Raw genomic sequence first — 12935 nt, forward strand, 5'->3', positions numbered from 1 at the left:
TGATGCGCTGTTCCATCACGATTACCCTCCGGCTGGAGTTGACCCGGCTAAGTGGACACCCGAACCTTTAAGTAAACTTCTCGATGAGGGATGGCAGGTTGGCCCCAAGCGGCCCCCTCAGAGTTTGTCCCTTATATCCCCGTGTTCCACATTTCCCCGGGAAGAATTTGTCTGCGAAGAACATCAGACATGCTCCTGTGTATTGCTGCTGCCCTCCTTCCGGCGCCAGAGCCATTTCTCCATTGATATAATAAGGAATCCCCCCAGCGCCACGGCCGCCGACATGACCCAATCCGCCGCATCCAGCGGCCGCGTATGAAACAGACGGTTGAAAGGCGCCAGGTAGACGAAGGCCAATTGCAGGCCCAGGGTCGCGCATATGCCGATATAGACCCACCGGTTGCTAAACAGACCGATGCGCCAGAAGGTCTGGGTGAGCGAACGACAATTGAGCAGGTACAGCATCTGAAACAGGATGATGGTGGTGACGGCCGCCGTTTGTGCTGCGCTGCGCGCTTGATCTGTCGAGACACCCGCCAGCAGGTCGGCATGGTACTCGCGGAAGAACAGCCATACCGCACCGGCGGTCATCAGCGCGCCAACCAGGAAGGTGCGCAATACCAGGAAAGTACTCAGCAACGGCTCATTCGGGGGCCGTGGCGGACGCTGCATCAGTCCCGGTTCCCGGGCTTCCAGGGCCAGGGGCAGGGCCAGCGCGATGGCGACGACCAGATTCACCCAGAGAATCTGCACCGGCTCGATCGGCATCAGCAGATGACCGTCGGTAATCGGGAAGAAGAGCACGGCAACCAGGATGATCATCGCCTGCCCCAGGCTGGTGGGCAAAATGAACGCCAGGGACTTGGCGAGATTATCATAGACACGCCTGCCCTCTTCGACCGCCGCGCTGATCGTGGCGAAATTGTCGTCCGCGAGGACGATGTCGGCCGCTTCCCTGGCAACCGCTGTGCCATTGATCCCCATGGCAACCCCGATCTCCGCGCGCTTGAGGGCCGGCGCGTCGTTGACGCCATCGCCCGTCATGGCCACGACCTGGCCGTTGGCCTGCAGGGCCTTGACCAGCCGTAACTTGTGCTCCGGCGCCACGCGCGCGAACACGTTGGTGGAGCTCGACAGCGCAATCAGTTCGTCATCGGATGCCGCTTCGATCTGCCTTCCCGTCACCACCTCGTCGCCGATATCGGCGCAATCCAGCAAACCGATACTCCTGCCGATCGCGCGGGCAGTTTCAGCGTGATCGCCGGTAACCATCTTGACGATGATTCCCGCCTGCTGGCAGCTTCTGACCGCCTTGACGGCTTCCTCACGGGGTGGATCGGTCATGTCGACCAGTCCGAGAAAGCGCAGCTCGTGCTGCCAGGATAAAGCCTCCAGTTCCGTATCGCTTGCGGGTGTCGCCATGGCCATGGCCAGCACGCGCATCCCTCGTCCGGCGAGTTCGTGTGCGGCCTCGTGAACGGCCTCGATCGACATTGGCTGGCCATCGAAGAATGCCGGTGACATCTTCGCGATCACTTCCGGGGCACCCTTCACGTAGACCGTGGCTGGATGCTCGGGGGGTTCGTGCAGCGTCGCCATGAACTGGCTCTCTGAGCTGAACGGGATTTCATCGTTGCGCAGGAAGGTTTGCCGCAACCTGTCTGCGTCGAGTGCCACCTTGGATGCGGCGACAATCAGGGCACCCTCGGTAGGATCGCCCACAATGCGCCAGCGTCCGCCCTCGGACGTAAGTTGCGCATCGTTACAGAGTAGGCCCGCGATGAGCAATTGCTGGATATCCTCCGGCAATGGATCGAGTGTCTGGCCATCCCGATACAACTCTCCCTCGGGCGCATAGCCTACCCCTGACAGCTCGATCTCTCCCTCCGGAACCCACAGGGTCTCGACCGTCATCTCGTTGCGCGTCAGGGTACCGGTCTTGTCGGTGCAGATCACCGTGGTACTGCCGAGGGTCTCGACGGCGGGCAGGTGACGGATAATCGCCTGGCGTCGTGCCATGCGTTGCACGCCGATCGCCGAGGCAATGGTAATGACGGCGGGCAGCCCCTCGGGAATCGAGGCAACGGCGAGCGTGATCGCCGCCAGCGCGCTGTCGAGGAAAGGATTGTCGCGCCACATGCCGACCAGGAAAATCAAGGCAGCGACAACGAGGATCGCCAGCGTGATTACCCTGGCGAGTCGGGCGAGGCGCCGCGTCAGCGGTGTCTGCAACTCGGTAGTCTCGCTCAGCAGTCGGGAGATCCGACCGAGTTCACTGGCTGCACCGGTGGCAACGACCACGCCATCCGCTGTGCCCGCGGTGACCAGGGTTCCGCCGAAGGCCATCGACAGGCGATCACCGCCTCGCTTTCCACCGCGGTTTCCTGTTTGTCGACCGGCAGTGATTCCCCGGTGAGCGGCGATTCATCGACTTGCAGTCCGTTCACCTCGAACAGGCGCATGTCGGCAGCGACCTGATCACCCGCCTGCAATTGGAGCACATCCCCCGGCACCACTTCATGTGCCGGTATCGTGGTGGGATTGCCATCGCGCAGCACGGTGGCGCTCTGTGGCACCATGCGGCTCAGGGCGGCGATCGCCTGGCTGGCGCGCATTTCCTGCACGAAGCCAATGATGGTGTTGAGCACAACAACGGCCAGGATCACGAAGCTGTCCGCGACCTTGCCGATCAGGATGGCGAGAAGACCGGCACCGAGCAGCACGTAAACGATCGGATCGGCCAGTTGATGCAGCAGTATTTGGTACCAGGGTGGGCCGGCCGTGCGTTCGATAACGTTCGGCCCCGTCTCCCTCAGCTGACTCTTCGCATCAGCAGTGGACAGACCCTGCGGCGTGGTACGCAATCGATCGAAAACGTCCTTGAGAGGAAGCGAATGCCAGTCAGGATCCATCATCGGTAGGAGTATCGCGTCAAATTATCGATAGTCGTGCCAGAGCCCGTAAAGACTGACGAGCAGGCTATCGGATTGAGCGGCGTAGATCGCACCAGCAATGCCTCCTCCTCGGTTGCGTTGCAGGATGAACAGTCATGCGACGGGAGAGGCTCCTCCCTCCACGATGTCATCTTGGGCCGCAACTTGCCCCCTGCGGGGCACCATATCAGGCTTCGGGACGCTGTGCCTCGGGAGGGAGTGCGCTGCCATTCCTGAGACGCTACCTATCCTGGCTGCGGGGCAACTGCCCCGATTACGCCAGCCCGCAGCAGGCCTTGAACTTGCGCCCGCTGCCGCACGGGCAGGGCGCGTTGCGGCCGGGCTTGAGGCGGTGGACGGCGGGGTTGCCATCGAGATAGAACCAACGCCTCGCCTCGAGCACGAAGCGCGACGACTCCTCCAGCACCGACCAACGCCGCCCCTCGCGGAAGGTGGCGCGGAAATGCACCCGCCCCCGCTCGCCCTCCTCGTCGCTCTCGAGCACCTCGAGACGCTTCCAGACGGTCGCGGGGTCCGGCGCCAGGCTCGCTGGCCGGGTACTCGGGTGCCAAGTCGCCAGCAGATAGTCGGCCAGATCGAGCACGAAGGCGCTGTAGCGCGAGCGCATCAGCGCCTCAGGGGTCGGCGCCGGCTCGTCGGCGTGATAGCACCCGCAGCAACTGGCGAGCGGACGGCCGCTGCCGCAGGAGCAAGAGGTGGAGGCGGGCTGTGTCATGCAAACCTCGTGTGGTGGGCCTTACCCCTATAGGGTACCCGTTGCCGCAAGAGCAAGCCGGTTCGCCGCTCAGGCCCTAATGATCAGCCCGTTGCCGCGAAAGCCGAATGGAAGGCCACCCGCGCCTGGGGCCGTTCGTTGGTCCAACAGAGGGCCATGAAATATTTCGGCGGTACGTCGGGCAGGATGAGCCCCGGCAGGGAGCGGAAGCCGAAGCGCTGGTAGTAGCCGGGCTCGCCCACCAGCTCACAGCCCCGGGCACCGCGCTCCCGTAATCGCGCCAGACAGGCCTGCACCAGCGCCGAGCCGATGCCCCGGCCCTGCCACGCCGGCAGCACCGATACCGGCCCCAGCCCGTACCACTCCGGCGTGCCATCCGAAAGCGTCACCGGGGAGGCCGCCACGTGGCCCACCAGCTCGCCATCACATTCGGCGACCAGCGACACGGCCAGCGCCCCCGCCTCACGCAGCGCACGCACGATATGCTGCTCGGTATGGCTGGTATGTGGCGCCCCGCGGAAGGCCGAGAAGGTGACGGCCTCGATGACATCGGCGTCATCAGGCGTCTCGGGACGGATGGTGGGATGACGTGGCGTGTTCATGATCCTTGTTCCTTGCAGGCAGTCTTCGAGGACGCCATTGGAGCGCGCAACGGAGATGGTTGCCGTGGGGAAATGCCGAATTCGTCGCCGCAAGTGTTCAACCGAGCAATGTGTTGCCCCCGGCATCGATGGGAAATCCCGGGTTGTGCGCCACCTCCCAGAGGTGGCCGTCGGGGTCGGCGAAATAGCCGGAATACCCGCCCCACTCTGCCCGGCTGGCCGGGGTCACGATCTGCCCGCCGGCGCGCTCGGCCTCACTCAGCACGTCATCCACCTCTGCCTCAGAGTGCACGTTATGGGCCAGGGTGATGCCGGCGAAGCCGCCGCCTGCGTCCACCACGCCGGCATCACGAGCCAGGGCGGCGCGAGGATAGAGCGACAGGATCAGCCCGTTGAGCTGGAAGAACACCACCTCGTCATCCACTGCCATGCCCGCCTGCCAGCCCAGCCGCTCATAGAAGCGCCGCGCCCGCGCCAGGTCGCCGACGCCCAGGGTGATCAGACTCACACGCTGATCCATCGTGATTACCTCCCGGCCTGTGCCCTATCACTAGCCACACCATAGCGGGCAAACGAGATTCAGGGCCACGGGTTGAGTACTTCAGCCTATGCGACGGTGACTTTTTCGAACCACGAATGGGAAAAGCCCCGACTCATGAACTTTATAGTACTCACCAATCAGAATCATAATTCGGCTGGCCGGACAATTACTTATTTTTTAGCACCCTTCCTACCAGCTAATTAAACCAACCAATCAACAAGCTAATAGCAAATACATGAAAAAGCCCGAAACATGACGATCTCTAATAAATTATAATGAATAAAACACACAACACCTCCCCCTCGACCCTAACTTGCAGGTTCATATTACCCCGACTAAAAATATAACGTACGCACCAAAAGGAAAGTTATACAATTCCTCAACCTCGTGACACAGAAATCACACAACCAGTGAAAAACAATAGTAAGGAAGCAACCATGAACACCAAAAACATCAGCACCTCCCTACTGGCCATCACTATGGGCTTGACTTGGACAACCGCCCATGCTCAGGACGAAAAGAAAGTGGATGTCGGTAAATCCGAATACATCAACAGCTGTGCCGCATGCCATGGCGCGGAGGGCAAAGGCGACGGGCCTCTCGCAGGAATAATCGAAACACGCATTCCTGATCTCACCACGCTTGCGCAGAGAAATGACAACGTCTTCCCCATGGCTCGTGTCTACGAAATCATCGACGGAACGGCCGAAGTCCAGGCACACGGATCACGAGAAATGCCCGTCTGGGGACAACGATACGGTATTGAAGCGGCCGAAGACTACTATGACTTCGAGTACGATTCGGAGTCCGTGATTCGTGCCCGGATACTGGCTGTCGCCGAGTATATCTATCGCCTTCAGGCGGAGGAGTAATACGCTTCAACTACCCACAGCACTGTGAATGACTACCCCTTCCGAGAGCCTATCGCGTCTCTGAAAGGTATCATGTCACCGAGGCCATCAAGTCCTGAACCTAACCAGGCGTTGTCATGTTCATCAAGAGTGCCAACATGGCTATCTAGCAGACGAGATTCAGGACTTGATGACCTGAAAAGCGAAGGGCCCATCGAGAGATAGGCCCTTCATGGCTTACGACATGGTCGCAGGTATCACTCCCACTCGATGGTCGCCGGCGGCTTGCTGCTCACATCATAGGTCACTCGGGAGACGCCGGTGATCTCGTTGATGATGCGGTTGGAGACCTTCTCCAGCAGCTCATAGGGCAGGTGCGCCCAGCGGGCGGTCATGAAGTCGATGGTCTCCACGGCGCGCAGGGCGATCACCCACTCGTAGCGGCGGGCATCGCCCACCACGCCGACCGAGCGCACCGGCAGGAAGACGGCGAAGGCCTGGCTGGTCTTGTGGTACCAGCCGGCGTTGTGCAGTTCCTGGATGAAGATGGCATCGGCCTCACGCAGGATGTCGGCGTACTCCTTCTTCACCTCGCCGAGGATGCGCACGCCCAGGCCCGGCCCCGGGAAGGGGTGGCGGTAGACCATGTCGTAGGGCAGGCCGAGCTCGACGCCGAGCTTGCGCACCTCGTCCTTGAACAACTCACGCAGCGGCTCGACGAGCTTGAGCTTCATGGTCTCGGGCAGGCCGCCCACATTGTGGTGCGACTTGATCACATGGGCCTTGCCGGTCTTCGCCGCGGCAGACTCGATCACGTCCGGGTAGATGGTGCCCTGGGCCAGGAAGTCCACGCCCTCGATCTTGCTCGCCTCGTCATCGAAGACGTCGATGAAGGTGTTGCCGATGATCTTGCGCTTGGCCTCGGGGTCGGCCTCGCCCTTCAGCTTGTCGAGGAACAAGTCCTCGGCGTCCACGCGGATCACCTTCACGCCCATGTGGCGGGCGAAGGTCTCCATCACCTGGTCGCCCTCGGCCTTGCGCAGCAGGCCGTTGTCGACGAACACGCAGGTCAGCTGATCACCGATGGCCTTGTGCAGGAGTGCTGCCACCACCGAGGAGTCCACGCCGCCGGAGAGGCCGAGCAGCACGTGGCGGTCGCCCACCTGCTCGCGCACCCGGGCGATCTGGTCCTCGATGATCTGGGCCGGGGTCCAGAGGCGCTCGGCGCCGCAGATCTCCAGCACGAAGTGCTCGAGGATGCGCAGGCCCTGCAGGGTATGGGTCACCTCGGGGTGGAACTGCACGCCATAGAAGCGCTTCTCCTCCCAGGCCATGGCGGCGATGGGGCAGCTCGGGGTGGAGGCGGTGACGGTGAAGGCGTCGGGCACCCGGGAGACCTTGTCGCCGTGGCTCATCCAGACGTCGAGAAGGTTCCTGCCGGTCTCATGGTCGATGTGGTCCGAGATGTCGCGGAACAGCGCCGTCTCGGCATCGAGGCGGATCTGGGCGTAGCCGAACTCGTGGACGTGGGAGCCCTCCACGGCACCGCCGAGCTGCTCGGCCATGGTCTGCATGCCGTAGCAGATGCCCAGCACCGGCAGGCCCATCTCGAACACGCACTGCGGGGCGCGGGGCGAGTCCAGTTCGGTGACGGATTCCGGGCCACCGGCGAGGATGATGCCGTTGGGGGCGTACTCGCGGATCTCGGCCTCGGTGATGTCGAAGGCGCGAACCTCGGAGTAGACGCCGATCTCGCGCACCCGGCGGGCGATCAGCTGGGTGTACTGGGAGCCGAAGTCGAGGATCAGGATCTTGTGGGCGTGAATGTCGGTCATCTGGCCTTTCCTTTGAGAGGCGAACGGCCCGGAAACACGAAAGCTGGAAGCGGCGCGGCCACTTCCAGCTTCAAGCTTCCGGCTTCAAGCGTGTGTCAGCCCGCGCGGTAGTTCGGGGCTTCCTTGGTGATCTGCACGTCGTGCACGTGGGACTCGTTGAAGCCGGCCCCGGTGATCTGCACGAACTGCGGCTTGGTGCGCATCTCCTGGATGTCGCGGCAGCCGGTGTAGCCCATGGAGGCACGCAGGCCGCCCATCAGCTGGTGGACGATGGCGCTCATCATGCCCTTGTAGGGCACGCGGCCCTCGATGCCTTCCGGCACCAGCTTCTCGGCGCCCTCGCTCTTGTCCTGGAAGTAGCGGTCGGCGCTGCCCTGGGTCTGGGACATGGCGCCCATCGAGCCCATGCCGCGGTAGGCCTTGTAGGTGCGGCCCTGGAAGAGCTCGATCTCGCCCGGGGATTCCTCGGTGCCGGCCAGCAGGCCACCGGCCATCACGGTGCTGGCACCGGCCGCCACGGCCTTGGCCAGGTCGCCGGAGAAGCGCACGCCGCCGTCGGCGATCAGCGGGATGTCGTAGGGCTCCAGCGCCGCGGCGACGTTGGAGACGGCGGTGATCTGCGGCACACCCACGCCGGCCACCACGCGGGTGGTGCAGATGGAACCGGGGCCGATGCCCACCTTGACGGCATCGGCACCCGCTTCCGCGAGCGCTTTCGCCGCGTCGGCGGTGGCGATATTGCCGCCGATCACCTGAATCTGCGGGAAGTGCTCCTTCACCCAGCGAACCCGCTCGATCACGCCCTTGGAGTGGCCGTGGGCGGTGTCGACCACCACCACATCGACCCCGGCCTCGGCCAGCGCGGCCACGCGGTCCGGCGTCTCGGGGCCGGTGCCCACGGCGGCGCCGACCAGCAGGCGGCCGTCGGCGTCCTTGGCCGCGAGGGGGAAGGTGCGGGCCTTCTCGATGTCCTGGAAGGTGACCAGGCCGCGCAGGCGGAAGTCGTCATCCACCACCAGCATCTTCTCGACGCGGTGCTCCTGCATCTTGCCCTTGATGATGTCGAGGCTGGTGCCCACCGGCACGGTGACGAGCTTCTCGCCGGGGGTCATGATGTCGGCCACGCTGTCGCCGTGGTTGGGCTGGAAGCGCATGTCGCGCTGGGTCACCAGGCCCACCAGGGTATCGCCCTCCACCACCGGGAAGCCGGAGAAGCCGTGCTCCTCGGCCATCGCCAGCAGGTCCGCCAGCTTGGCCTTGGGCCCCACGGTGACGGGGTCCTTGACGATCACGCTCTCGTGCTTCTTGACCTTGCGCACCTCGGCCGCCTGGTGGGCGATGGTCATGCTCTTGTGGATGATGCCGATGCCGCCCTCCTGGGCCATGGCGATGGCCAGGCGGGCTTCGGTGACGGTGTCCATGGCGGCGGAGACGAGCGGGATGTTCAGGAAGAGGTCGCGGGTCAGGCGGGTCCGGAGGCTGACCTCGTTGGGCAGGACGTCGGAATACCCGGGCACGAGTAATACGTCATCGAACGTAAGAGCTTCTTGGGCCATACGTAGCATATGCGGCAACACCCAGTGAACTGGTGGGAGGGAGTGAAGTTAATCCCCCATTATAGCGACCCTGGCCGGGGGCCGGCAATCCGCGTGGCGGCTATCCGGCTCCCTTGCCGCCCCGGGCGCTGCCACCGGGGCCGCGGCGCGTGCTAGGGTATCCTCCTCCACCCGCCAGGGATAATCGTGCCATGCCCCGCCCCGAGGACGCCCCGCTTTCCGTCAGCGAGCTCAACCGCCGCGCCCGCCAGGCGCTGGAGCAGGATGTCGGCGAGGTATGGGTGGAGGGCGAGCTCTCCGGGGTGTCGCGGCCGGGCTCTGGGCACATCTACTTCACCCTCAAGGATGACCGGGCCCAGCTGCGCTGCGCGCTGTTCCGCACCCGGGCGCGCTTCGTCGCCGCCCCCCTGCGCGACGGCGACCGGGTCAAGGTGCGCGGCCAGGTGTCGCTGTTCGAGCCCCGCGGCGACTACCAGCTGATCGTCGAGGCGGTGCAGGCGGCAGGCGAAGGCGAGCTGCTGGCGGCCTTCGAGCGGCTCAAGGCCCGGCTCGCCGCCGAGGGGGTGTTCGCCAATGCGCGCCCCCTGCCCTATCCGCCGCGTCACCTGCTGGTGCTCACCTCGCCCACCGGCGCGGCGATCCGCGACGTGCTGGCGGTGCTCGCGGCGCGCTGGCCGCTTACCCAGGTGACGCTAATCCCGGTGCCGGTGCAGGGGCGCGAGGCGGCGCCGGCGCTGATCTCGGCGCTGGGCCTGCTCAACCGCCAGCAGGCACTTGACCCGGCCCACGACGCCATCCTGATCACGCGCGGCGGCGGCAGCCTCGAGGACCTCTGGGCCTTCAATGACGAGCACCTGGCCCGCGCCATCTTCCACTCGCGGCTGCCGGTGATGTCGGCGGTGGGCCACGAGGTGGATGTCACCCTGGCCGACTTCGCCGCCGACGTGCGTGCCCCTACCCCCTCGGCCGCCGCCGAGCAGCTGGTGCCCGACCGCCGCGAGCGGCGCCACCGCCTCGAGCGGCTGGCCGAACGGCTCACCCGCGCCCAGCGCGCCCGCCTGGAGACCGAGGCCCAGCGCCTGGACCACCTGCGTGCCCGGCTGCGCCACCCCGGCGAGGTGCTGGCCGCGCGCCGCGGGCAGCTGGACCAGCTAGAGGGCCGGCTGCAGCGCGCCATGCAGGCGCGGCTCGCCACCGAACGGCGCCGCGAGCACCACCTGCGCCAGCGCCTTGCCCTGCGCTCGCCGGACCGGCTGGTGGAACAGGCCGGGCAGCGCCTCACCCGGGCTCGCTGGCGGCTCCATCAGGCCATGCCGCGGGCACTGGCCCGCCATCGCGAGCGGCTGGGCGGGCTCGCGCGCGAGCTGCAGGCCGTCAGCCCGCTGGCGGTGCTGGGGCGCGGCTATGCCATCCTCGAGGACGCGGAGGGCCGGGTCGTCCGCCGGGCCGCTGACACCACGCCCGGCCAGGCGCTGGAGGCACGGCTGGGCGAGGGGCGGCTCGCCCTCACGGTGACCGGCATCGAGGCCGACGTCGACGTCGACAATCCTGGGTCCCATGGCGGGAAACCATCGTAGCGATAGATTTTGGAATATAGATATTCCACAAAATGATAACTACACTGAGGCCATCTCCTTGAGGACGGCGGGCCCATACCCATATCCCAAGGAGCCAGGCACTTCCCCGGCCAGACAACCGGACGCCCGGGGCGTCACATCCCATCAACCAGGGAGTATCACCATGTCACTGCGCATCAATGACGTCGTACCCGACTTCGAGGCCGATACCAGCCAGGGCCCGATTCGCTTCCACGAGTGGATCGGCGACAGCTGGGCGATCCTCTTCTCCCACCCCAAGGACTTCACCCCGGTCTGCACCACCGAGTTCGGTGCCGTCGCCAAGCTCAGCGAGGAGTGGAAGAAGCGCGATACCAAGGTGATCGGCATCTCGGTGGATGGCGTGGAAGACCACAAGAAGTGGATCAATGACATCTCCAGCTTCGCCAGCTGCGATGTCGGCTTCCCGATCATCGCCGACGAGGACCTCAAGGTCGCCAAGCTGTTCGACATGCTGCCGGCCGACGCCTACCTGCCGGACGGCCGCACTCCGGCCGACAGCGCCACCGTGCGCTCGGTGTTCATCATCGGCCCGGACAAGCAGCTCAAGCTCTCCATGACCTACCCGATGAACGTCGGCCGCAACTTCGCCGAGGTGCTGCGCGCCCTGGACGCCCTGCAGACCGCCAACGGCAAGGGCGTGGCCACGCCGGCCGACTGGACCACCGGCGAGGACGTGATCATCCCGCCGACGGTCTCCGACGAGGACGCCAAGGCGAAGTTCGGCGAGTATGAGACCATCTTCCCCTACCTGCGCCGGGCCAAGCTGCCCAAGTAAGGCGGGCGGTTAAACTCGCCCCAACGACGACCCCCTGCCTCGCGGCAGGGGGTCTTGCGTTGGGGGCGTGTTTTCGGACGAAGCCTAGTGGTGCTCGGCCTGACGGGCGGCCGGCTTGAAGGCACTGGGCTCGAGCTCGTGGCGGGCCAGCAGCTTGTAGAAGTCGGTGCGGTTGCGCCCGGCGATGCGCGCCGCCTGGGTGACGTTGCCCTCGGTGATCTTGAGCACCTTGACCAGGTAGCTGCGCTCGAAGCCGGCCCGGGCGTCGTTGAAGGTGGGCAGGGCGTTGTCCTCGGCGGCCAGCGCCTGGGCCACCAGTCCCTCCGGGATCATCGGCGAGGTGGTCAGGGCCACGCACTGCTCCACCACGTTGACCAGCTGGCGCACGTTGCCGGGCCAGGCCGAGGCGGCCAGCAGGTTGAGCGCCTCCGGGGAGAAGCCCTTGACGAAGGGCTTGTGGCGGGCGGCGGCCTGGGCGACCAGATGCTTGGCCAGCAGCGGGACGTCCTCGGCGCGCTCCTTGAGCGGCGGCAGCCGCAGGTTCACCACGTTGAGGCGGTAGTAGAGGTCCTCGCGGAACTCCCCCTCGTGCATGGCGCGGTCGAGGTCGCGGTGGGTGGCCGAGATGATGCGCACGTCGATGGGGACCGAGGTGGTGGAGCCGAGCGGGCGGATCTGGCGCTCCTGCAGGGCGCGCAGCAGCTTGACCTGCAGCGTCAGCGGCATGTCGCCGATCTCGTCGAGGAACAGGGTGCCGCCATCGGCCGCCTGGAAGAGGCCGCGGTGCTCGCTCACCGCTCCCGTGAAGGCGCCCCGGGCGTGGCCGAACAGCTCGCTCTCCAGCAGCTGCTCGGGGAGCGCGCCGCAGTTGATCGCCACGAAGGGCTTGTCGGCCCGCGAGCTGGCCTTGTGGATGGCGCCGGCCAGCAGCTCCTTTCCCGACCCCGAGGCGCCGGTGATCAGCACGCTGACGTCGGAGGCGGCCACCATGCGGGCCTGCTCGAGGATGCGCTCCATCTCGGGGCTGCGGGTGATGATCGCCTCGCGCCAGCGGTCGTCACCGTCGGTGGCGGAGGTGGAGGTCTGGGCCAGGGCATCGTCGATGGCGGTGAAGAGCTCATCGCGATCTACCGGCTTGGTGAGGAAGCTGAACACCCCCTGGCGGGTGGCACTCACCGCATCGGGAATCGAGCCGTGGGCCGTGAGGATGATCACCGGCAGGCCCGGCACCCGGCGCTGGAGCTCCTGGAACAGCGCCAGGCCGTCCATCTCGTCCATGCGCAGGTCCGACAGCACCAGGTCGGGGCGTGCGACCTCCAGCCGCTTGAGGGCCTCGCGGCCGCTCTCTGCGGTGGTGACACGGTAGCCGCGGCTCTCGAGCCGCATGCCCAGCAGCTTCAACAGGCTGACGTCGTCATCCACCAGCAGGATGTGTGCGCCGTGGTCACCGGCGTTGGGCAGGCGTCCGGTCTGCTTCATGTCGTCTC

General features: G+C 65.4%; 11 protein-coding genes. 3 read left to right on the forward strand and 8 right to left on the reverse strand.

Annotated elements, in window-relative coordinates; genetic code table 11:
• Positions 1-183: 183 nt before the first annotated feature.
• From P8934_RS15335 to P8934_RS15355, 5 genes are all read right to left on the reverse strand, one after another.
• On the reverse strand, positions 184-2346 hold the full coding sequence (locus P8934_RS15335) for an HAD-IC family P-type ATPase (protein WP_278031813.1): 2163 nt from the start codon (positions 2344-2346) through the stop codon (positions 184-186).
• Positions 2247-2915 carry an HAD-IC family P-type ATPase gene (locus P8934_RS15340; RefSeq protein WP_278031814.1) on the reverse strand — a complete coding sequence of 223 codons (669 nt, stop codon included), beginning with the start codon at positions 2913-2915 and terminating at the stop codon, positions 2247-2249. The genes P8934_RS15335 and P8934_RS15340 overlap by 100 nt, the downstream gene beginning before the upstream one ends.
• 292 nt (positions 2916-3207) lie before the next feature.
• Positions 3208-3669, reverse strand: a complete 462-nt coding sequence (locus tag P8934_RS15345) for a YchJ family protein (RefSeq protein ID WP_278031815.1) — start codon at positions 3667-3669, stop codon at positions 3208-3210.
• A gap of 83 nt (positions 3670-3752) precedes the next feature.
• Positions 3753-4271: an N-acetyltransferase gene (locus P8934_RS15350; protein ID WP_278031816.1), complete on the reverse strand. Its 519-nt coding sequence runs from the start codon at positions 4269-4271 to the stop codon at positions 3753-3755.
• Between the two features lie 97 nt (positions 4272-4368).
• A complete protein-coding gene (locus P8934_RS15355; protein WP_278031817.1) occupies positions 4369-4791 on the reverse strand; it encodes a VOC family protein in 423 nt (140 codons plus the stop codon).
• A 458-nt stretch (positions 4792-5249) separates the two neighbouring features.
• On the opposite strand from P8934_RS15355, the gene P8934_RS15360 reads away from it, so the two are divergent.
• Positions 5250-5684 carry a c-type cytochrome gene (locus P8934_RS15360; RefSeq protein ID WP_278031818.1) on the forward strand — a complete coding sequence of 145 codons (435 nt, stop codon included), beginning with the start codon at positions 5250-5252 and terminating at the stop codon, positions 5682-5684.
• Positions 5685-5920: 236 nt separating this feature from the next.
• Here the strand turns inward: P8934_RS15360 and guaA are convergent, their stop codons facing one another.
• Positions 5921-7498 carry a glutamine-hydrolyzing GMP synthase gene (guaA, locus tag P8934_RS15365; RefSeq protein ID WP_278031819.1) on the reverse strand — a complete coding sequence of 526 codons (1578 nt, stop codon included), beginning with the start codon at positions 7496-7498 and terminating at the stop codon, positions 5921-5923.
• A 95-nt stretch (positions 7499-7593) separates the two neighbouring features.
• Positions 7594-9063 carry an IMP dehydrogenase gene (gene guaB, locus P8934_RS15370; protein WP_278031820.1) on the reverse strand — a complete coding sequence of 490 codons (1470 nt, stop codon included), beginning with the start codon at positions 9061-9063 and terminating at the stop codon, positions 7594-7596.
• Positions 9064-9245: 182 nt separating this feature from the next.
• Between guaB and xseA the strand changes: the two genes are divergently transcribed.
• Positions 9246-10631, forward strand: a complete 1386-nt coding sequence (xseA, locus tag P8934_RS15375) for an exodeoxyribonuclease VII large subunit (protein ID WP_278031821.1) — start codon at positions 9246-9248, stop codon at positions 10629-10631.
• A gap of 163 nt (positions 10632-10794) precedes the next feature.
• On the forward strand, positions 10795-11448 hold the full coding sequence (locus P8934_RS15380) for a peroxiredoxin (protein WP_278031822.1): 654 nt from the start codon (positions 10795-10797) through the stop codon (positions 11446-11448).
• An 84-nt stretch (positions 11449-11532) separates the two neighbouring features.
• Here P8934_RS15380 and glrR read toward each other — a convergent pair whose 3' ends face one another.
• Positions 11533-12927 carry a two-component system response regulator GlrR gene (gene glrR, locus P8934_RS15385; protein WP_278031823.1) on the reverse strand — a complete coding sequence of 465 codons (1395 nt, stop codon included), beginning with the start codon at positions 12925-12927 and terminating at the stop codon, positions 11533-11535.
• Between the last annotated feature and the right edge of the window lie 8 nt (positions 12928-12935).

The sequence above is a fragment of the Halomonas sp. CKK8 genome (genome assembly GCF_029625235.1).
Taxonomy (GTDB): domain Bacteria; phylum Pseudomonadota; class Gammaproteobacteria; order Pseudomonadales; family Halomonadaceae; genus Halomonas; species Halomonas ventosae.

What these genes read in the sequence shown, in the direction of transcription:
- P8934_RS15350 (WP_278031816.1), bottom strand. Translation starts at nt 4,271, where the DNA reads ATGAACACGCCACGTCATCCCACCATCCGTCCCGAGACGCCTGATGAC.
- guaA (WP_278031819.1), bottom strand. Translation starts at nt 7,498, where the DNA reads ATGACCGACATTCACGCCCACAAGATCCTGATCCTCGACTTCGGCTCC.
- guaB (WP_278031820.1), bottom strand. Translation starts at nt 9,063, where the DNA reads ATGCTACGTATGGCCCAAGAAGCTCTTACGTTCGATGACGTATTACTC.
- glrR (WP_278031823.1), bottom strand. Translation starts at nt 12,927, where the DNA reads ATGAAGCAGACCGGACGCCTGCCCAACGCCGGTGACCACGGCGCACAC.
- P8934_RS15355 (WP_278031817.1), bottom strand. Translation starts at nt 4,791, where the DNA reads ATGGATCAGCGTGTGAGTCTGATCACCCTGGGCGTCGGCGACCTGGCG.
- P8934_RS15345 (WP_278031815.1), bottom strand. Translation starts at nt 3,669, where the DNA reads ATGACACAGCCCGCCTCCACCTCTTGCTCCTGCGGCAGCGGCCGTCCG.
- P8934_RS15360 (WP_278031818.1), top strand. Translation starts at nt 5,250, where the DNA reads ATGAACACCAAAAACATCAGCACCTCCCTACTGGCCATCACTATGGGC.
- P8934_RS15380 (WP_278031822.1), top strand. Translation starts at nt 10,795, where the DNA reads ATGTCACTGCGCATCAATGACGTCGTACCCGACTTCGAGGCCGATACC.
- P8934_RS15340 (WP_278031814.1), bottom strand. Translation starts at nt 2,915, where the DNA reads ATGATGGATCCTGACTGGCATTCGCTTCCTCTCAAGGACGTTTTCGAT.
- P8934_RS15335 (WP_278031813.1), bottom strand. Translation starts at nt 2,346, where the DNA reads ATGGCCTTCGGCGGAACCCTGGTCACCGCGGGCACAGCGGATGGCGTG.
- xseA (WP_278031821.1), top strand. Translation starts at nt 9,246, where the DNA reads ATGCCCCGCCCCGAGGACGCCCCGCTTTCCGTCAGCGAGCTCAACCGC.